The following is an 18,103-nucleotide window of genomic DNA, read 5'->3' as shown; positions in this document are numbered from 1 at the left end:
ACGTCACATTTCCGTCGTGCGCTGCGGGAGCCCGAATCGCAACACCCGCTACGTGCTTCCTATCGCGCCACGGCGGCGATCACAAGTGGGTTGGAGCGGCGGCACCCCTCCCTCATGCCCTCCGTGACTGGAAACACACCCGGGCCGCCCCAAAAGGGACAGCCCGGGTTCGCGCAGAGCGGAATGCGAAAATCAGTCAGAGGCTTAGTCCAGGTAGTCCCGCAGGACCTGCGACCGCGACGGGTGCCGCAGCTTCGACATCGTCTTGGACTCGATCTGGCGGATCCGCTCGCGGGTCACGCCATAGACCTGGCCGATCTCGTCGAGGGTGCGCGGCTGACCGTCGGTGAGGCCGAACCGCAGCCGCACGACACCCGCCTCGCGCTCCGAGAGCGTCTGCAGGACCTGCTGGAGCTGGTCCTGCAGCAGCGAGAACGACACCGCGTCGACCGCGACGACCGCCTCGGAGTCCTCGATGAAGTCACCGAGCTGGCTGTCGCCCTCGTCACCGATGGTCTGGTCGAGAGAGATGGGCTCACGCGCATACTGCTGGATCTCCAGCACCTTCTCCGGCGTGATGTCCATCTCCTTGGCCAGCTCCTCCGGGGTGGGCTCACGGCCCAGGTCCTGGAGCAGCTCGCGCTGGATGCGGCCGAGCTTGTTGATCACTTCGACCATGTGCACCGGGATGCGGATGGTGCGGGCCTGGTCGGCCATGGCGCGGGTGATGGCCTGCCGGATCCACCAGGTGGCGTAGGTGGAGAACTTGTAGCCCTTGGTGTAGTCGAACTTCTCGACGGCGCGGATGAGGCCGAGGTTGCCCTCCTGGATGAGGTCCAGGAACGCCATGCCGCGGCCCGTGTAGCGCTTGGCCAGGGAGACGACCAGCCGGAGGTTGGCCTCCAGCAGGTGGTTCTTGGCGCGCTCGCCGTCGCGGGAGATCCACATGAAGTCGCGGCTGGCCGGCATGACCATCGGCTCGCCCGCGTCCTCGGCGGCCCGCAGCCGCTCGGCGGCGTAGAGCCCGGCCTCGATCCGCTTGGCCAGCTCGACCTCCTGCTCGGCGTTGAGCAGGGGGACCTTGCCGATCTGCTTGAGATAGGCACGGACCGAGTCCGCCGACGCGGTCAGCTCCGCGTCACGGCGGGCCTGCTTGAGCGCCTCGGACTCCTCGTCGTCCCACGCGAAGTCGTCGTCGGTCGCGGTGGCCTCGGCGTCGGCCTCGACGGCCTTGACGACCTCGACCGGCTCCTCGGCGACCACGTCCTCGATCTCGGCCGCGAGCGCGGCGTCGTCGATCTCCTCGAGCTCCGGCTCGTCGCCGGCGACCTTCGGAGCGGCCGGGTCGGCGGGATCGCCGGGGACGGCCTTCTTCACGGGACCGGCGGCCTTCTTCGCCGGCGCCGCCTTCTTGGCGGGCGCGGTCGGCACGGCCTTCGCCGGGGCGGCTGCCGCCGCCGTGGGAACGGCCTTCTTAGCGGGTGCTGCTGGTGTCGCTGCCTTCTTCACGGGCACCCTCTCCACCCCCGGATCCTGCGAGGATTCGACGGCTGTCAGCGGCTTGGCTGCCGGCGCCTTACGCGCCGGTGCGGCCTTGGCGGTGGCCGCCTTGGATGCGGGGGTCGCGGAGCGTGCCGCCGCGACCCGCCGCCGCCCGTTGGTGGAGTCGTCGACCACGACGGTGACTCCCGCCTCGGCGAGACTCCTGAGCAGCTTCTTGGCGTGTGCGGGGGTCACATCTGCGGTGTCGACCGCCTGCGCGACCTCCGCCGACGTGAGGTGGCCGCCATTGGCGGCCGCACGCGCGATCAGCGAGTCGGCGAGCGAGCGTACGTCGACGCTGGGCTGGTGAGCTGCTGTCACGAACGACCTTCCGGTGCGATGAGCGAGCGACGGCCGGTGCGGCCGAAGTCGCGCACGGCGCGGCCGTGCTGAGTGGGCCTGGGTGCTTTTGGTGGCGCCCGTGTGCCGTGCGTCCGGGGCGGATTCACGAGCGACAGCGGGCAGCGCGTGAATTGTAACGCTCTCTCGCCCCAACATCCCGCCTTGTGGGCCCGACCCGCGATCCAGACCCCACGTTGTGACCGAACGGATGGGCAAAACACGGTCCTGACAGGATGGAAGCATGGATCGGGAACACGAACTGCTGGCCCTCGCGGTGTCGATCGCCCGGGAGGCGGCCACGCTCGCCCGGGCCATGCGCGCCGCCGGCGTCGACCCCGTGGCGACGAAGTCCACGCTCACCGACGTGGTCACGGCCGCGGACCGCGCGGTCGAGCGGCAGGTCCGGGAGGCGATCCACGCCGCCCGGCCAGGGGACGCGGTGCTGGGGGAGGAGTTCGGCACCGACTCAGGGGCCGGAAAAGGCGTGCGCTGGATCCTCGACCCGATCGACGGCACCGTGAACTACCTCTACGACCTGCCGCAGTATGCCGTGTCCCTTGCCGCCGAGGTCGACGGCACCGTGGTCGCGGGCGTGGTCATCAACGCCGCGACCGGCAAGGAGTGGACCGCGGTGCTCGGTGGCGGCGCGTTCGCCAACGGGCGGCGGCTGTCGGGATCCGTGCAGACCGACCTGCGCCAGGCACTGGTCGGCACCGGGTTCGGGTACGCCGCCGACCGCCGCCTGCACCAGGCCGCCGTGCTGGCCGGTCTGATCGGCGAGATCCGGGACGTGCGACGCCTCGGCGCCGCGGCGATCGACCTGTGCCTGGCCGCGGAGGGCAGCCTGGACGCGTACTACGAGAAGGGGCTCAACACCTGGGACCACGCCGCCGGCGGCCTGGTCGCCGCGGAGGCGGGGCTGCTGGTGACCGGCCTGTCCGGCGCCCCCGTGGGTCCGGACATGGTGGTGGCGGCCCCGCCGGCCCTGCACAAGGGCCTGCACGACCGCCTGGTCGAGCTCGGTGCGGACAAAGGCCCCTGAGCCGGCCCCTGAGCCGGCCTGAGTCGCCTACGCCTCGGCGCAGGTGCCCTCGGGCAGCTCCGGGTTGCCCAGCGCGCCGATCGACTGCTTGACCTCGGTCACCGTCGGCAGCTGCTGGAACTTCGCGCCGAGGATGACGTCGACCTTGTCGTCCTGCCGGTTCTTGTCGAACTCGTCGGTCGACTTGTCCAGGAAGTACGCCCGCACCAGCCACGCGGCGCCGACGGCCTTCGGCCCGAACCGCAGGATCGCCACCTTCTCGTTGGGCTTGTTCGCCGGCGGGTTGGGTGCCGCGTTCTGCACCGTGGCCTTGAACCCGCGGCTGGCGAAGTCGCTGGTGATGTCGCCGGCCAGGCCGGGCTTGCCCGTCGCGTTGTACACGTTGAGGTTGACCTGCTTCTCCTCGGGCAACGTGTCGTTGACGATCACGGCGCCCTGAGCGCACTCGTTCGTCGTCGTGGGGCCGGTCTGGCGGTCCTTGATCAAGGCGATGGTCACGAACACCGCTGCGGTGGCCACGAGCAGCCCAACCAGGGCCAGTGCCCTCACCCGCGCAAAACTCATGGCAGTGTTTCTCCCCGCCCCCAAAGCGACTCCGTCACCAGATAGACGCTCTGGCTGCCGGGAAGGTTAGCGCCTGTCGGAGATCCATGTTGAAGTCCCCACCCGGATACCACAAAGTTCCCACTCGCCGTTGCGGGATGACTCCCCACGGAAATGGCCGTGTGGCGGTAAGGTCGCATCCGCCGCGCCCCGGGAGGCTCAGATACCGGGGACCTTGTTGTGTCGCCTGGGTCACATTGGGAACAAGTTTCCGCGAGTGGGCGTACAACAAATGCGCGAGGGCGGTAAGGTACGCCGCCCGTTGGACGTTACACCGGGCGCGACACCTATGGGCGAATGAATTGGGAGTGTGAACACCGATGGCCACCGACTACGACGCGCCGCGTCGCGACGAGGTCGACCTCGGGGAGGACAGCCTCGAGGAGCTGAAGTCCCGCCGGACCGATGCGCAGTCGGCGATCGTCGACGTCGACGAGACCGACCTGGGTGAGACCTTCGAGCTGCCCGGCGCCGACCTCGCCGACGAGGACATGACGGTCAAGGTCCTGCCGATGCAGGCCGACGAGTTCCGCTGCTCGCGCTGCTTCCTGGTGCACCACCGCAGCCAGCTCGCCGCCGAGCGCAACGGGGAGCTGATCTGCCGGGAGTGCGTCTGAGCGTGAGTTGATCACGCGAATCGGGCACAGGCGTGCTTGAGTCATAGGCGGCACTGTTTCGCACCCTCGGAGGTAGACGATGGCCCAGCCCGACGAGCTCGCTGAGAATCAGCCCGTGGCTGAGGCAGAGCTGTCCTCCGCGGTGGCGGCACTGACTGAAGAGGGCGTCGAGCAGAAGGAGCGCCGGCGCCTGCTCGGCCGCCTCGTCCGCATCGAGATCCGCGACCGGGGCGTCAAGGACCTGTTCCGGCCGAAGAAGGCGATCGGCTGGATCGCCGACTCCGTGACGAGCGTCGCACCGCACATCGCCATCCGCGACCTCGACACGCTGACCGAGCACCACGGCGGGCTGGAGGGCGACGCGCTCGCGGAGCGGCTCATCCGCAACGCGGCCCGGGTCACCGCCGGCATCGGTGCCGCCGGCGGCGGCGTGGCCGCCGTCGAGTGGGCCGTGACCCCGAGCCTGCTGTCCGCGCCGGTCCTGCTGGCCGCCGAGACGGTCGCCGTGGTCGCGGTGGAGATGAAGCTCATCGGGGAGCTGCACGCCGTCTACGGCCGCCCGGTGGAGGGCACCGGCACCCAGCGGGCCGCGGCCCTGATCCAGGCGTGGGCCGAGCGCCGCGGCATCAACCCCCTGCGGGTCGGCGGCAGCGTCGCCGCCGCCATGGGCACCGCGATGCGCAAGGAGCTGCGGGACCGGCTGCTCAGGCGCTTCGGGCGCAACCTGAGCACCCTGGGCCCCTTCCTGACCGGCGCCGCGGTCGGCGGGTTCCTCAACCGCCGGGCCACGATGTCGCTCGGCGCGGAGATCCGCAAGGACCTTCAGGTCGACCGGAAGGTCATCGAGGGCTGAGCGCGGCCGCGAGCCGCTCCGGGTGGCGGGTGCTGATCAGCCAGTAGGGCGTGGGGTCGGCGTCGTCGGCCACGTCGATGCGGACCGCACCCGCGATCCACGGCCGCTGGATCACGAACGCCTCCGGATCCGCATACGGCCCGAGCAGGTCGCGCTTGTCCGCGGCGGACAGCGCCGTCACCTCACCGACGTATCGCAGCGGGATGTGCGCGTCGTCGACCCGTAGCTCGCCGTTGGACACTTCGACGCGGATGCGACCGAGCCACCACAGGCCCACGGTCGCCAGCGGCAGCAGCACCAGGTAGGGAATCCAGGTCGCCAGTCCCGGCGCGCCGAGCCTGACCTCGGCTGCGAGGAGCCCGGCGATCGCCGCCGCGGGGAGCCAGAGCCACCAGGCGACGGTGAGGCGCTCACGGTACGAGGTCGGCTGTGCCACGTGTGCGAGGGTACGTGTCCGGCGTCCACGGGCACCCGGCAGGATGGAGGCATGACGGTGGAGGTTCACGTCCGGCGGCTCGACCCGGAGCTGCCGCTGCCGGCGTACGCGCACCCCGGTGACGCGGGCGCCGACCTGGTCGCGGCCCGCGACGTTCACATCGCCCCGGGCGAGCGCGCGCTGGTCCCCACGGGGATCGCGATCGCCCTGCCGGACGGCTACGTCGGCCTCGTGCACCCGCGGTCGGGCCTCGCGCACCGGCTCGGCGTGACGGTGCTCAACGCGCCGGGCACCGTCGACGCGGGATACCGCGGGGAGATCCTGGTGAACCTGGTCAATCACGATCGGGTGATCACGGCCAAAATCAGCCGGGGTGACCGGATTGCCCAGCTTGTGATCCAGCGCGTGGAGAGGGCACACTTCCACGGCGTCGACCACCTTCCCGATACTGTGCGCGGAGCCGGGGGTCACGGATCCACCGGTGGTCATGCTGAACTGGAGGCAGAGCAGTGATCTTCTCGCGCAAGAGCGGGAGCGGGCGGCACGCGAAGGACGACACACGCGCGAGCGGGACCCGGCGGCTCGAGGAGGAGCTGGGCCTGGTCGACGACGAGCCCGAGGAGACGGGGCCCGCCAAGCCGGCCCGGCCCGAAGGCCCGTATGACGTCACCGAGGCGCCCGCCGGCATCCCGCAGCTCGACCTGGGAGCACTCAAGGTGCCCGCGGTCGACGACGTGGAGGTCCGCGTCCAGGCCGACAACGAGGGCAAGATCCAGCAGATCGTGCTCGTCCACAACGACAGCGCGCTGCAGCTCGGCGTCTTCGCCGCGCCCCGCAGCGAGGGCATCTGGGACGAGGTCCGCGCCGAGATCCGCAAGCAGCTGTTCACCGACGGCGTCGCGGCCGAGGACGCCGACGGCGAGTGGGGCATCGAGCTGCGCGCCCGCGTCCGCACCCCGGAGGGCCTGACCGACATCCGCTTCGTCGGCATCGACGGCCCCCGCTGGCTGGTCCGTGCCGTCTTCCAGGGTCCGGCCGCGGTCGACCCCGCCGCTGCGCCGCCGCTGCTGACCTGCCTGCGCAGCCTGGTCGTGGACCGGGGACACGAGGCGATGCCGGTCCGCGAGCCGCTGCCGCTGCACCTGCCGAAGGAGGTCGCCGAGGCGACCGCCGCGGACGGCAGCACCGAGGTCGCGCTCACGGACGGCGCGAATGGTGCCGCTGAGGCCGGTGGGGCGGAGCGCCGAAAGCCGTCACCGAGGCCACGGCGCAAATAGCGACCATGAGCTGTACCGTCGTAGTGAGGTGTCATGTCTGGCCAAGGAGGGTGGCACCGACATCATGACCACGGACAGTGAGAAAGACGTCGATACGTCGGTCGAGCAGGCGCGAGGGTTGCGGAAGTTCTTCCGCCGCCTGACCGCCAGCGAGGCGGAGCTCGACGCCGAAGAACTGCAACGCGACGCCAAGCAGTGCGGCAGCATGCCCGCGCTCGCCTGCCGCCGCGGTCAGGTCGTGAGCCTGAAGGGCCGGCTACGCACGGTGGTCTATACGCCGCGCACCAACCTGCCCACCCTCGAGGCCGAGCTGTTCGACGGTAGTGACCTGGTCACGCTCGTCTTCCTCGGCCGCCGGCACATCGCCGGCATCGAGCCCGGTCGAGCGATCACGGCCAAGGGGCGCATCGCGGTCCGCGACGGCCGTAAGGTGCTCTACAACCCGTATTACGAGCTCGACACACCCAGATGAGGCCGGATGCAGCCAGGTAAGACCGCGGACGTGGAGGAAGAAGAGCCACTGCCTTCCTTCTCGGTGCAGATGTCCGAGCAGCTGGGCGGGGTGCGCGGCCTCATCGAGTCGAGCATCCCGATCACGCTCTTCATCGTGGTCAACTTCCTCGGCGACCACTTCGACTGGTGGTCGCTGCGCACCTCGCTGATCGTCGCGGTCGCCGCGGCCCTGTCGATGGCCGCCTACCGGCTGAGCCGTCGCGAGTCGGTCCGCCACTCGATCAACGGCGTGTTCGGCATCGCGATCGGCGCGTACCTGGCCTGGAAGAGCGGCGACGCCAAGGACATCTACCTGCCCGGCATGGCGCTCACCGCCGCGTACGCGATCGGCATGCTCGCCTCCGTCGCGTTCCGCCGCCCGCTCGTCGGCTGGCTCTGGTCCGTCATGCTCGACAAGGGCGAGACCCGCTGGCGCGACAACCCCCGCCTCCGCCGCGCCTTCGCCTGGCTCACCGTCCTCTGGGCGGTCGTCTACCTGGCGAAGCTCGGCGTGCAGATCCAGCTCTGGCGCGAGGACGCCGCCGACCTGCTCGGCGTCGCCCGCCTGGCCCTCGGCTGGCCCCCATACGCACTGCTCGCCGCGCTCACGGTCTGGCAGGCCCGCCGCATCATCCGCGACACCGAACCGGCACCGGCCGAGGTCGTCCGCCCGGCCGACTGACCCCTCCGGCGTCAACCATGAGGCGCCGGACCTGAGGCGTCAGGCATGAGCAGTGCATTGCTCCGGTCCGTCGTGGGCATGGTCCGCCGCTCCCGTCAGCCACCGGTCAGGCCGTGAACGGCCTTCCCTGCCACCTCCGCGTGCAGTTGCGCAGCCGCGGCCTCCGGCCGCGACAGACCCGCGACCGGAGCAGGTGCGAGCTCAGAAGAACTGCGGGCCGCGTTTCTTTCGCGTGTTCTCGACCGAGTCGGCGCCCAGGATCACCGCGCGGACCGAGTCCTCCATCTCCGAGGTGACCACGAAGACCAGCTCGTCGCCGGCCTCCAGCGGGTCGTCCGGGGTGGGCACCAGGACCCGCTTGCCGCGCAGGATCGCGACCAGCGCCGAGTCGTGCGGCAGCGGCACGTCGCGGACCGGGTGGCCGACATACGGTGCGGTCTCCGGCAGCGTGATCTCCACCAGGTTGGCCTCGGACTGGCGGAACGTCATCAGCCGGACCAGGTCGCCGACCGAGACGGCCTCCTCGACCAGGGCGGCCATGAGGCGGGGCTTGCTGACGGAGACGTCGACGCCCCACTGCTCGTTGAAGAGCCACTCGTTCTCGGCGCGGTTGATGCGGGCGACGACCCGCGGCACCGCGAACTCGGTCTTCGCCAGCAGCGACACCACGAGGTTGACCTTGTCGTCCCCGGTGGCGGCGACCACCACGTCGCAGGAGGCCAGGTCGGCCTCCTGCAGGGAGGACAGCTCGCAGGCGTCGGCGAGGATCCACTCGGCCGCGGGGACGCGTTCGGGGCGGACCATCCGCGGGACGCGCTCGATGAGCATGACCTGATGGCCGTTGTCGACGAGCTCGGTGGCGATGGAGCGGCCGACGTTGCCGGCCCCGGCGATGGCGATCCGCATGATCAGTGTCCCCCTTCGGGAGCGGAGCCGGTGACCTTCGTCACGGACGCGACCATCTCGTCGGTGACGAGCATGAAGGCGAGGTCGCCGTCCTGGATCACGGTCGACGAGGTGGGCAGCATCGCCAGGCCGAAGCGCATCAGGTAGGCCAGGCGGGTGCCGCTGCGGGCCTCCAGGTCACCGACGGAGTGGCCGATCCAGTCGGGGTGCATCGGGATCTCCATGATGGACACCGTGCTGGTCGGGTCGCGCCAGATCTCCACGTTGCCCTCGGGGACCAGGTGGCGCAGCATGCGGTCGGCGGTCCAGCGCACGGTGGCGACGGTCGGGATGCCGAGCCGCTCGTACACCTCGGCGCGCTTCGGGTCGTAGATGCGGGCGACGACCCGTTCGACGCCGAACGTCTCGCGCGCGACCCGGGCGGAGATGATGTTGGAGTTGTCGCCGGAGGAGACCGCGGCGAAGGCGTCGGCGCGCTCGATGCCCGCGGAGAGCAGCACGTCACGGTCGAAGCCGACCCCGGTGACGGTCGCGCCAGTGAAGTCGCCGCCGAGGCGCCGGAAGGCGTCGGCATCGGAGTCGATCACGGCGACCGAGTGTCCGCGTTGTTCGAGGCTCAGTGCGAGGGTCGAGCCCACGCGCCCGCACCCCATGATCACCACGTGCACGTAACGCCTCCGATGTGTGCGGCACTCGTGTTGAGGATGCCATGCGCGAGCCGGACCGGTGCATCCGGCAGGCGCGGGACCCGTACGCTTAGCGGTCGTGGCCAGTCCCACCTCCCTGATGAAGCGGCTGCTCCTGGGCCGACCGTTCCGCTCGGACCGGCTGAAACACACGCTGCTCCCCAAGCGCATCGCCCTTCCCGTGTTCGCCTCCGACGCGCTGTCGTCGGTCGCCTATGCCCCCGACGAGATCCTGCTGACGCTGTCGATCGCGGGCGCGACGAGCCTGACGTTGTCCCCGTGGGTCGGTCTGGCCGTCGCCGTGGTGATGCTCACGGTCGTCGCGAGCTACCGGCAGAACGTGCACGCCTATCCGTCCGGCGGCGGCGACTACGAGGTGGCCTCGGTCAATCTCGGGCCGCGGTTCGGGGTCGCGGTGGCCAGCGCGCTGCTCGTCGACTACGTGCTGACCGTGGCCGTGTCGACCGCGTCCGGCGTGGCCAACCTCGGCTCGGTCGTGCCGTGGGTCGCCACCCACAAGGTCGCCATCGCGATCATCGCGATCGCCATCCTGACCGCGCTGAACCTGCGCGGCATCCGCGAGTCCGGCAGCGCCTTCGCGATCCCCACCTACGGGTTCATGATCGTGATGATCGGCATGGTCCTCACGGGCTTCTTCAAGATCTTCGTCCTGGGCGACGACCTGCACGCGCCGAGCGCGGGACTGGACATCGCGGCCGAGCAGACCGACCTCAACCAGTGGACGATGGCCTTCCTGCTGCTGCGGACCTTCTCATCCGGCTGCGCGGCGCTCACCGGCGTCGAGGCGATCTCCAACGGCGTGCCCGCGTTCAAGGAGCCGAAGAGCAAGAACGCGGCCACCACGCTGCTGCTGCTCGGCACGATCTCGATCACCATGCTGCTCGGCATCATCCTGCTGGCCCGCAAGACCGGCCTGCAGTACGTGGAGGACCCCGCCCGCCAGATCGTCAACGGCCCGCACGACTACATCCAGAAGACGGTCACCACTCAGCTCGGCGAGACGGTCTTCGGCGCGGGCTCGATCATGCTCTACGTCGTCGCCGTGATCACCGCGCTGATCCTGTTCCTCGCCGCCAACACCGCCTTCAACGGCTTCCCGGTGCTCGGCTCGATCCTCGCCCAGGACCGCTACCTGCCCCGCCAGCTGCACACCCGCGGCGACCGGCTGGCGTTCTCCAACGGCATCATCCTGCTGGCTCTCGCCGCGATGGTCCTCATCATCGGGTTCCAGGGCGAGGTCACCCGCCTGATCCAGCTGTACATCGTGGGCGTGTTCGTGTCGTTCACCCTGTCGCAGGCCGGCATGATCCGGCACTGGAACCGGCTGCTGCGCACCGTCCGCGACAAGGCCACCCGGGCCCGCATGATCCGCTCCCGGACGATCAACATGATCGGCCTGAGCATGACCGGCGCCGTGCTCGTCGTCGTGCTGATCACGAAGTTCCTGCTCGGCGCGTACATCGCCATCATCGCGATGATCGTCATCTACTTCCTGATGGTCGGCATCAAGAAGCACTACGACACCGTCGCCCGCGAGCTGACCCCGTCCGAGGACCGTCCCGTCCTGCCGTCGCGCAACCACGCCGTCGTCCTGGTCAGCAAGGTGCACCGCCCGACGCTGCGCGCCGTCGCGTACGCGCAGGCCACCCGGCCCGACTCGCTGACCGCGCTGACCGTCAACGTCGACGACCACGACACCCGCAACCTGCAGCAGGAATGGGAGCGCCGCGGCATCCCGGCACCGCTGACGGTCGTGGACAGCCCGTACCGCGAGATCACCCGGCCGATCCTGGACTTCGTGCGCTCGAAGCGGCGCGACTCGCCCCGCGACGTGGTCACCGTCTTCATCCCCGAATACGTGGTCGGGCGCTGGTGGGAGCACCTGCTGCACAACCAGAGCGCGCTGCGGCTCAAGGGTCGCCTGCTGTTCGAGCCGGGCGTCATGGTCACCAGCGTCCCGTGGCAGCTGAGCTCCATCGACGACGTGGACATCGCCAAGCTCGACGCCGCGTTCACCCGCGGACCGCAGCGTGGCCCACGCCGTACACCCGAAACACCCGCCGAATGACGGTGCTGGAGCTCGAGGTCGGCGCGGTCGCGCACGGTGGGCACTGCGTCGCACGGCACGAAGGGCGGGTGATCTTCGTCCGGCACGCACTGCCTGGGGAGCGGGTGCTCGCCCGCGTCACCGAGGAGCGCAAGGGTTACCTGCGCGCCGACGCCGTCGAGATCCTGCTGCCGTCGCCGGACCGGGTCATCCCGCCGTGCCCGTTCTCGGGTCCCGGCGCCTGTGGCGGCTGCGACTGGCAGCACGCCGACCCGGCCGCGCAGCGCCGCCTGAAATCCCAGGTCCTCGGTGAGCAACTGGCCCGACTGGCAGCGTTTTCCGCGTCGGTACCGGTGGAGCCCCTGCCCGGGGGTGCCCTCGGCTGGCGCACCCGGGTGCAGTACGCCGTCGACGAGGACGGCCGGGCCGGGTTCCACCGGCACCGCTCCGGCGAGATCATCCCCGTCGACCGGTGCAGGATCGCGCACCCGGCGATCCAGGCGCTGCCCGTCACGACGCAACGCTGGCCGGCCGGCTCGACCGTCGAGGCCGTCGCCGCGTCCGGCGGGGAGACCGCGGTGCTGACCCGGGCCGCCCGCAGCGGTGCCCTGACCGGGCCGCCCGTCCGGGTCCGCGAGGTCGCCGCCGGGCACGAGTGGAGCATCGACGCCGGCGGGTTCTGGCAGGTCCACCCGCACGCCGTGGAAACGTTCACCACCACCGTCCTGGACATGCTGCGACCGGCGGCGGGGGAGCGGGCCTGGGACCTGTACGGCGGCGTCGGGCTCTTCGCGGCCACCCTCGCCCCGCACTGCGGCCCCGTCACCGTCGTGGAAGGCGACCGCCGGGCCGTCGCCGCCGGCCGCAAGGCCCTGCGCGACCTGACCACCGTCCGCTTCGTCAACGGCGACGTGGCCGCCACGATCGCCAACCCGCGCTGGCGCAGCGTCGACCTGGTCGTCCTCGACCCGCCCCGGGCCGGCGCCGGCCGCGAGGTGGTCGCGTCGATCGCGGCCAGGTCACCGCGCGCGATCGCCTACGTCGCGTGCGACCCGGCCGCGTTCGCCCGCGACACGGCGTTTCTCATGCGCCTCGGGTACGAGCTGTCGCAGGTCCGTGCCTTCGACAGCTTCCCGATGACCCAGCATTTCGAAACCATCGGCCTCTTCGAGCGCGGCTAGAACGGCCACAGGTTGCGGTCGCCCGCCTCGAGCATGCCGATCATGCCGAATCCGGCGTCCGTCAGCCCGCCGAACGTCCAGCGGTTGCGGACCTGCGGTGCGTGGCCCATCCGGTACCCGGCCAGGTTCCAGGTGAACAGCGGCACCGTCGGCGGCACCGACGTGGACACGTCGCCGTCGTAGGACGCCTGCTCGTCGGTCAGGATCACCACACGGTCCTGCTTGCGGTAGTGCGCCCGCAGCGCCGACGCAGTGTTGGTGCCGCCGTTGTGGAAGTGCCCCTTCGCCTTGAACCGGTCGATCCCGCGCAGCAGCGACTCGCCCCGCTCAACCGGGAACACCGTGGTCCGGGTCGAGAACGACACGACCGTGGCCCGGTCGCACCGCAGGGCCAGCGCCAACCCGAAGATCACCGCCGCGTCCCACCGCATGAGCGTGCCGTCCTTCGAGAACGTCGAGTTCATCGAGCCCGACGTGTCGATCAGGATCAGCGTGTCACCCGGCAGCTCCGGGACGCTGTCCAGGCTGAGGTTCAGCGCCCGCTCCAGCGCCCACGCCCACCGCAGCGACGGTGCCGCCCGGTACGCCGACAGGAACCGCATCGGCAGCTGCCGGGACCGGGCCACCTCGGCCGGGTCCGCCAGCTGCGCCGCGACCGTCGCCGCGACCGCGTCGGACACCCCCGCCTGGTCGAAGTTGCGCAGGTTGCGCAGCTTCGCCATGTAGCCCATCGACGGGATGAGCGCCTCCCACAGGCGGTCCTTGGGCAGCCGTGAACCGCCCAGCGACAGCGCGTCCTCCCAGGTCATCCCGGCGGCACGGAGGCGGTCGGCGTCGAGCAGGACCGACGGGTCCTCGGCCGCGGCGGCGCGCAGTGCGGCGTTGGCGGCGACCATCGGCAGCGACTCCGCCACGCGCGGCTCGGGCCGGTTGTGCCGGCGGTCGAGCGCGAACGTGAACAGGTCGCCCTGCCACGGGCCGGCCGCGGCCGGGTGGGCCAGGTCGAGCACGTCACCGAAGCGGAACGCATGGCTCGCGGTGTCGTACTTGAGCAGGTTGCGCTCCGTGTACAGCCGCGTGGCCGCGTCCGCGACGCCCCGCTTCACCGGCTTCGGCACCGCCCGGCCGTATCGCGACGTCCAGTACGCGAGCAGCTCGCCCGGCTCGTCGGCGCGCTGGAGCACGTCGGCGACGACCTGGCGGTGCTCGCCGGTGCCGTTCACCAGGCCGGCGGCCAGGCGGGCGCGGACATACTCGGCGGCGCCGACGAGCGACGCGGTGCGCAGCTGCGCCCCGCCGCGCAGCCAGCGCAGGAACCGCGCCGTCCACTGCGGGTGCGCGACGGCGGCGGCGCCGATGAGCTCGCGGTAACGCTGGTCGCGGTCGCCGGCCGACTCGTAGAACGTCTGCTCGCCGACCATGTTGGCCACCGCCAGCAGGAACAGCTCCGAGAGCAGGTCCCGCGAGTAGCCCGGGCCGCCCTCGTAGGTGACGCCGTCGGGACGCCGCGACCGCGTGCGCTGCGCGGTCTTCTGGTTGAACTTCGCCATGTCGGAATCACCCTCCCGGGCCTGTTGATGGGCTGTGCAAAGACAGAGATGTCCCGTCGTGGTGACCCGAGATCAAGGCGGCGCCGGCACAAAGTGCTCTATCCGCTGAGCTACGTCCCGAAGAGCCGGGACGGCAGGAGTCGAACCTGCGACCTCTCGATTAACAGTCGAAGTATCCGGCGACTACGCACCGGGTCACCACGGCGGGACATCTTGTGCCGGGAACCGTAGCAGCGGAAATCCATGTGCTGCTTCCTATTTTCAGGCCCGATGATGTGGCGATGTTCGATGTCCGGGCCGTCGACCTGCGGCTGCTCAACTCGCTGACCAAGTACCCGTCGATCCCCACGTACCACACCCTGGACCCTCGCGACGGGGGTCTGACCTCCCCTGCGACCGTGTTCCCCGGGGAGGTCGTCGCAACGGAGAAGGTCGACGGGACCAACAGCCGGCTCGTCCTGCTGCCCGACGGGTCCTACCTCATCGGTTCGCGGGAGGAGCTGCTCTACGCGAAGGGTGACCTCATCGGCAACCCGGCCCTCGGCATCGTCGAGCAGCTCAAGCCGGTCGCCTCGCGGCTGCCCGCCGGTGCCGGCATCCGGGTCTACTACCTGGAGCTGTACGGCGGGAAGGTCGGCGGCGCGGCGAAGCAGTACACCCGGGACCCGGCGCGGTTCGGGTGGCGCCTGTTCGACGTCGCCGACCTGGTCGACTGGCAGGAGCCGCTGTCCTGGTCGCCCGCGCGGATCTCGGCGTGGCGCGAGTCCGGCGGCCAGCCGTGGGCGCCCGAGGACACCCTCGTCACCCTCGCCGCACAGGCGGGGCTGGAGCTCACCCCGCGGCTGTGGCACCGGCCCGGCGCCGGGCTGCCGGCCGCGATCGAGGACATGCACGAGCTGCTGACCGCGACGCTGCCCACGACCCTGGTCGGGCTCGACGGCGTCTCCGGCCGCGCCGAGGGCCTCGTCCTGCGCACCCCGGACCGTTCGGTGATCGCCAAGGCCCGCTTCCAGGACTACGAGCGGACGCTGCGCCGCCGACGGTGAGCGGTGTCGGACCCGGCACGTAGACTCCCCCTGTCGTCGACCGCGAGCGCGGGGGGAGTGCTGGATGGCAACGCTGCGGGAGCGGCTCGCCGAGGAGGTGCCGCTGGTCGCGGTCAGCTTCGGCGACGAGGACGCCGAGCGGGACGCGGCACGCGCCCGGGACGGGCGCGTCGACGTCGCCGAGCTGCGCGTCGACTGGTATGCCTCGACCCGGCCCGACCACGCGCTGCGGCAGGTCCGGCCGTTCGCCGGGGTGCCGACCCTCGCCACGGTCCGCGCCAAGGACGAGGGCGGCTACTGGGCGGGTGACGAGCCCGAGCGGCTGCGGCTCTATGAGGCGCTCATGCCCGAGGTCGACGCCGTCGACGTCGAGCTGGCCTCCGCCGAGATCCGCCCCGGCGTCGTCGCCGCCGCCCGCGCACACGGCACGCTGGTGATCCTGTCGCACCACGACTTCACCGCGACCCCCTCCGCGGCACATCTCGACACGCTCGCCGAGGAGGGCTTCGCCGCCGGCGCCGACCTCGTCAAGGTCAGCACGATGGCGCACGGCCCCGAGGACGTGCGGACGCTCACCGAGTTCACCCTGCGGCACCAGCACCGCGGCGTGATCGTCATCGCCATGGGCGCCGAGGGCGCCGCGTCACGGCTCATGCTGCCGGTCCTGGGCTCGAGGATCACGTATTCGGCGATCGGCGGGCGGCCGGCGCCGGGGCAGCTGCCGTTCGAGGAGACGGTGCGGCTGCTGGAGCTGTTCTCACCCCGCTTCGCGCGGCGGCGGTCCGGTGACTGACCCCGCGGAGCCGAAAAAGACACCGGAAGCGCCGGGTCCGTCCGAGCCGGCGGGGTCCGCGGAGGCGTCCGCCGGGACGTCGGCAGAGCCGGCCTCGGAGCCGGTTTCGGAGCCGGTTTCAGAGCCAGGTTCAGGGCCGGTTTCAGAGCCGGTGGCAGCGCCGGGCTCTGGACAGCCGGGGGGTTCGGCGGCTGCGGAAGGTGCTGAGGACGGGCCGCGGCGGGATCAGTGGCGGCCGGTGCGGCGGACCGTGGCGCAGGTGACGATCGCGTTCACCGTGCTGTTCCTGGTGCCGCTGATCCGGCTGGTCCTGGGCCTCGACGACAACGGGCCGAAGGTCGAGCGCAGCCCCGCCGCCTGGGTCGTGTGGATCGCCAGCCTGGCGGTGATGGTGACCTCCGCCCTCATCGCGGTGAAGGCCCTGCGCACCGCCGACAGGGCCACCGAGGTCCGCCTCACCTGGTGGTGCGGCGGCCTGTGGATCGCCGGGTTCGTACTGACGACCGTCTACTCCGGTCTGCTCAACTGACCGGCGGAGACAGTTCGCCACCGATGGGGGGCGGCGGTTCGTGCCGCGTGGCCCTATCTTCTGTGTCGTGCCGCCTGGCGCAGTCCGCGATACGGAGGAACCATGACCCAGCCCCCGGGGCCCGACGAGTCCACGGGTCCGGCCCAGCCGTCCGAGCCGGTGCCACCGGCGGATGCTGGGCAGCAGCCGGAGACCGCGCCGCCCGCCGTGCCGCCCACTGAGCCGCCGCCTGGGATCAGGCCGCCGGCCCCCGGGGAGCCCGCACCGGGCGCCGCCACCCCGCCACCCGGATACCCGAACTACCCGAGCTACCCGGGACAGGCCGCTCCGCAGTATCCGGCGGGCGGCTATGACCAGTCGCAGCAGTACGGGTCGCAGTACGACCCGTCGCAGCCGTACGTGATCTACCAGGCGACGCCCACCGGTGGGATGTTCCACGGCGTCATCGGCGACGGCGACCCGCTGATCAGCCCCGACTACTCCGGCTGGTGGCGGCGGACGACGGCGATCGTCAAGCAGGGCTGGCGCTCCCTCGCCGCGCTGCAGGCCATCGGGTTGGCGGTGTCGCTGCTGTTCAGCGTGCCGCAGGCGCTGCTGGTGCTGAACCTGAGCCGGGACCTGGCCGACGCGAGCTCGACCGTCGACCCGGACACGGGGGCGCCGGTCGCGCCGGACTTCGGGTCGGTGTTCTCGGTGATCGGCCTGTCACTGGTCGGGGCCTTCCTGACGATCATGGTCAGTTTCGCGGTGGCGATCGCCTGCAACCACGTGGCGGTGTCGATCGCGGCGGGGCTGCGGCCACGGCTCGGCGCGGCGCTGGGGCTCGCGGTGCGGCGGATGTTCCCGCTGCTCGGGTGGCAGATCCTGGCGGGGCTGATCGTGCTGGTCGGCATCTGCGCGTGCTTCCTGCCGGCGATCTACCTCAGCGCGGTGTTCATGCTGCTGCCGGTCGTGGTGACGTTCGAGCGGGGCGGGTCGGCGATCGCACGCTGCTTCAAGCTGTTCCACCAGGACCTGGGCGCGTCGATCGGCCGGATCGCCACGATCGGCGGGATCAGCATCGGCATCGCGGTCGTCGCGTACATCATCAGCACGATCATCAAGGTCGCGGCGGGCGAGCCCGCGTTCGGCCCGCAGATCACCACCGACCAGGGCAGTGGCGTCACCACGTGGGGCGGCGTCAGCACCGGCTACCTGATCGCGGTCGTGATCGGCGCGGTCGTGTCCGAGATCCTGGCCCGGGCGGGTGCGGTGCTCACCGCGCCGCTGACGATGACCGCGTACGCGGACCTGCGGGCCCGGGTCGAGCCGCTGACCACGGCGACCTTGGCCGCCGAGGCCCGCCTGGCGCCCCAGTACCCGCAGCAGTACGGCGAGGGGTTCGCGGACCCCACGCAGGCGCCGCCCGGGCAGGACCCGTCTTCGCCCAACTCGGACTGGATGCCGCCGAACCGCTGA

At 71.1% G+C, this 18,103-nt stretch carries 19 protein-coding genes and 1 tRNA gene; 13 read left to right on the top strand and 7 right to left on the bottom strand.

Going from position 1 to position 18,103, the window contains the following annotated elements:
- Window positions 1-204: 204 nt before the first annotated feature.
- Window positions 205-1,863, bottom strand: coding sequence for an RNA polymerase sigma factor (locus AB0K00_RS34660; RefSeq protein ID WP_363529303.1), 1,659 nt, complete (start codon window positions 1,861-1,863; stop codon window positions 205-207).
- Between the two features lie 262 nt (window positions 1,864-2,125).
- Between AB0K00_RS34660 and AB0K00_RS34655 the strand changes: the two genes are divergently transcribed.
- Entirely contained in the window at window positions 2,126-2,926 is an 801-nt protein-coding gene (locus AB0K00_RS34655) for an inositol monophosphatase family protein (RefSeq protein ID WP_363529300.1), read from the top strand.
- A gap of 27 nt (window positions 2,927-2,953) precedes the next feature.
- Here the strand turns inward: AB0K00_RS34655 and AB0K00_RS34650 are convergent, their stop codons facing one another.
- The gene (locus AB0K00_RS34650) at window positions 2,954-3,490 is read right to left on the bottom strand and encodes a LytR C-terminal domain-containing protein (RefSeq protein ID WP_363529297.1); all 537 of its coding nucleotides are present in this window, start codon (window positions 3,488-3,490) and stop codon (window positions 2,954-2,956) included.
- Window positions 3,491-3,849: 359 nt separating this feature from the next.
- On the opposite strand from AB0K00_RS34650, the gene AB0K00_RS34645 reads away from it, so the two are divergent.
- Window positions 3,850-4,146 carry a DUF4193 domain-containing protein gene (locus AB0K00_RS34645; protein WP_203846057.1) on the top strand — a complete coding sequence of 99 codons (297 nt, stop codon included), beginning with the start codon at window positions 3,850-3,852 and terminating at the stop codon, window positions 4,144-4,146.
- A 115-nt stretch (window positions 4,147-4,261) separates the two neighbouring features.
- Window positions 4,262-4,999, top strand: a complete 738-nt coding sequence (locus AB0K00_RS34640) for a hypothetical protein (protein ID WP_363529294.1) — start codon at window positions 4,262-4,264, stop codon at window positions 4,997-4,999.
- Here the strand turns inward: AB0K00_RS34640 and AB0K00_RS34635 are convergent.
- Window positions 4,986-5,435: a DUF3093 domain-containing protein gene (locus AB0K00_RS34635; RefSeq protein ID WP_203846056.1), complete on the bottom strand. Its 450-nt coding sequence runs from the start codon at window positions 5,433-5,435 to the stop codon at window positions 4,986-4,988. The genes AB0K00_RS34640 and AB0K00_RS34635 overlap by 14 nt on opposite strands.
- Window positions 5,436-5,486: 51 nt before the next feature.
- On the opposite strand from AB0K00_RS34635, the gene dut reads away from it, so the two are divergent.
- From dut to AB0K00_RS34615, 4 genes are all read left to right on the top strand, one after another.
- Window positions 5,487-5,948, top strand: a complete 462-nt coding sequence (dut, locus tag AB0K00_RS34630; protein ID WP_363529291.1) for a dUTP diphosphatase — start codon at window positions 5,487-5,489, stop codon at window positions 5,946-5,948.
- 80 nt (window positions 5,949-6,028) lie between these two features.
- The gene (locus AB0K00_RS34625) at window positions 6,029-6,712 is read left to right on the top strand and encodes a DUF3710 domain-containing protein (protein WP_363529544.1); all 684 of its coding nucleotides are present in this window, start codon (window positions 6,029-6,031) and stop codon (window positions 6,710-6,712) included.
- A gap of 64 nt (window positions 6,713-6,776) precedes the next feature.
- Entirely contained in the window at window positions 6,777-7,184 is a 408-nt protein-coding gene (locus AB0K00_RS34620; protein ID WP_327005653.1) for an OB-fold nucleic acid binding domain-containing protein, read from the top strand.
- A 6-nt stretch (window positions 7,185-7,190) separates the two neighbouring features.
- Window positions 7,191-7,886 (top strand): DUF3159 domain-containing protein, encoded by a 696-nt coding sequence (locus tag AB0K00_RS34615; protein ID WP_363529288.1) that lies wholly within the window; start codon window positions 7,191-7,193, stop codon window positions 7,884-7,886.
- 201 nt (window positions 7,887-8,087) lie between these two features.
- Here the strand turns inward: AB0K00_RS34615 and AB0K00_RS34610 are convergent, their stop codons facing one another.
- The gene (locus AB0K00_RS34610) at window positions 8,088-8,798 is read right to left on the bottom strand and encodes a TrkA family potassium uptake protein (RefSeq protein WP_363529541.1); all 711 of its coding nucleotides are present in this window, start codon (window positions 8,796-8,798) and stop codon (window positions 8,088-8,090) included.
- Complete coding sequence (locus tag AB0K00_RS34605; protein WP_363529285.1) at window positions 8,795-9,460, bottom strand: TrkA family potassium uptake protein; 666 nt, start codon at window positions 9,458-9,460, stop codon at window positions 8,795-8,797. The genes AB0K00_RS34610 and AB0K00_RS34605 overlap by 4 nt, the downstream gene beginning before the upstream one ends.
- A 97-nt stretch (window positions 9,461-9,557) precedes the next feature.
- Here AB0K00_RS34605 and AB0K00_RS34600 point away from each other — a divergent pair, with 97 nt between their 5' ends.
- Together AB0K00_RS34600 and AB0K00_RS34595 are read left to right on the top strand one after the other, a co-directional pair.
- A complete protein-coding gene (locus AB0K00_RS34600) occupies window positions 9,558-11,567 on the top strand; it encodes an APC family permease (RefSeq protein WP_363529282.1) in 2,010 nt (669 codons plus the stop codon).
- Window positions 11,564-12,727: a TRAM domain-containing protein gene (locus AB0K00_RS34595; RefSeq protein WP_363529280.1), complete on the top strand. Its 1,164-nt coding sequence runs from the start codon at window positions 11,564-11,566 to the stop codon at window positions 12,725-12,727. The genes AB0K00_RS34600 and AB0K00_RS34595 overlap by 4 nt, the downstream gene beginning before the upstream one ends.
- On the opposite strand, the gene AB0K00_RS34590 is transcribed toward AB0K00_RS34595, so the two are convergent.
- Window positions 12,724-14,277 (bottom strand): TROVE domain-containing protein, encoded by a 1,554-nt coding sequence (locus tag AB0K00_RS34590; RefSeq protein WP_363529277.1) that lies wholly within the window; start codon window positions 14,275-14,277, stop codon window positions 12,724-12,726. The two genes, AB0K00_RS34595 and AB0K00_RS34590, sit on opposite strands and share 4 nt — an antisense overlap.
- A gap of 125 nt (window positions 14,278-14,402) precedes the next feature.
- Window positions 14,403-14,470: transfer RNA gene (locus AB0K00_RS34585), tRNA-Ser, on the bottom strand.
- 88 nt (window positions 14,471-14,558) lie between these two features.
- Between AB0K00_RS34585 and AB0K00_RS34580 the strand changes: the two genes are divergently transcribed.
- From AB0K00_RS34580 to AB0K00_RS34565, 4 genes are all read left to right on the top strand, one after another.
- Entirely contained in the window at window positions 14,559-15,323 is a 765-nt protein-coding gene (locus tag AB0K00_RS34580; RefSeq protein WP_363529275.1) for an RNA ligase family protein, read from the top strand.
- Window positions 15,324-15,387: 64 nt separating this feature from the next.
- Window positions 15,388-16,116 (top strand): type I 3-dehydroquinate dehydratase, encoded by a 729-nt coding sequence (aroD, locus tag AB0K00_RS34575; RefSeq protein WP_363529272.1) that lies wholly within the window; start codon window positions 15,388-15,390, stop codon window positions 16,114-16,116.
- Window positions 16,117-16,375: 259 nt separating this feature from the next.
- A complete protein-coding gene (locus tag AB0K00_RS34570) occupies window positions 16,376-16,645 on the top strand; it encodes a hypothetical protein (RefSeq protein WP_363529269.1) in 270 nt (89 codons plus the stop codon).
- 102 nt (window positions 16,646-16,747) lie between these two features.
- Window positions 16,748-18,103, top strand: a complete 1,356-nt coding sequence (locus AB0K00_RS34565) for a hypothetical protein (RefSeq protein WP_363529266.1) — start codon at window positions 16,748-16,750, stop codon at window positions 18,101-18,103.

Origin of the sequence: Dactylosporangium sp. NPDC049525 (assembly GCF_040676755.1) — a bacterium.
GTDB lineage: Bacteria > Actinomycetota > Actinomycetes > Mycobacteriales > Micromonosporaceae > Dactylosporangium.
Note: the sequence above shows the minus strand (reverse complement) of the source record. Positions and strands in the feature narration are given on the sequence as shown.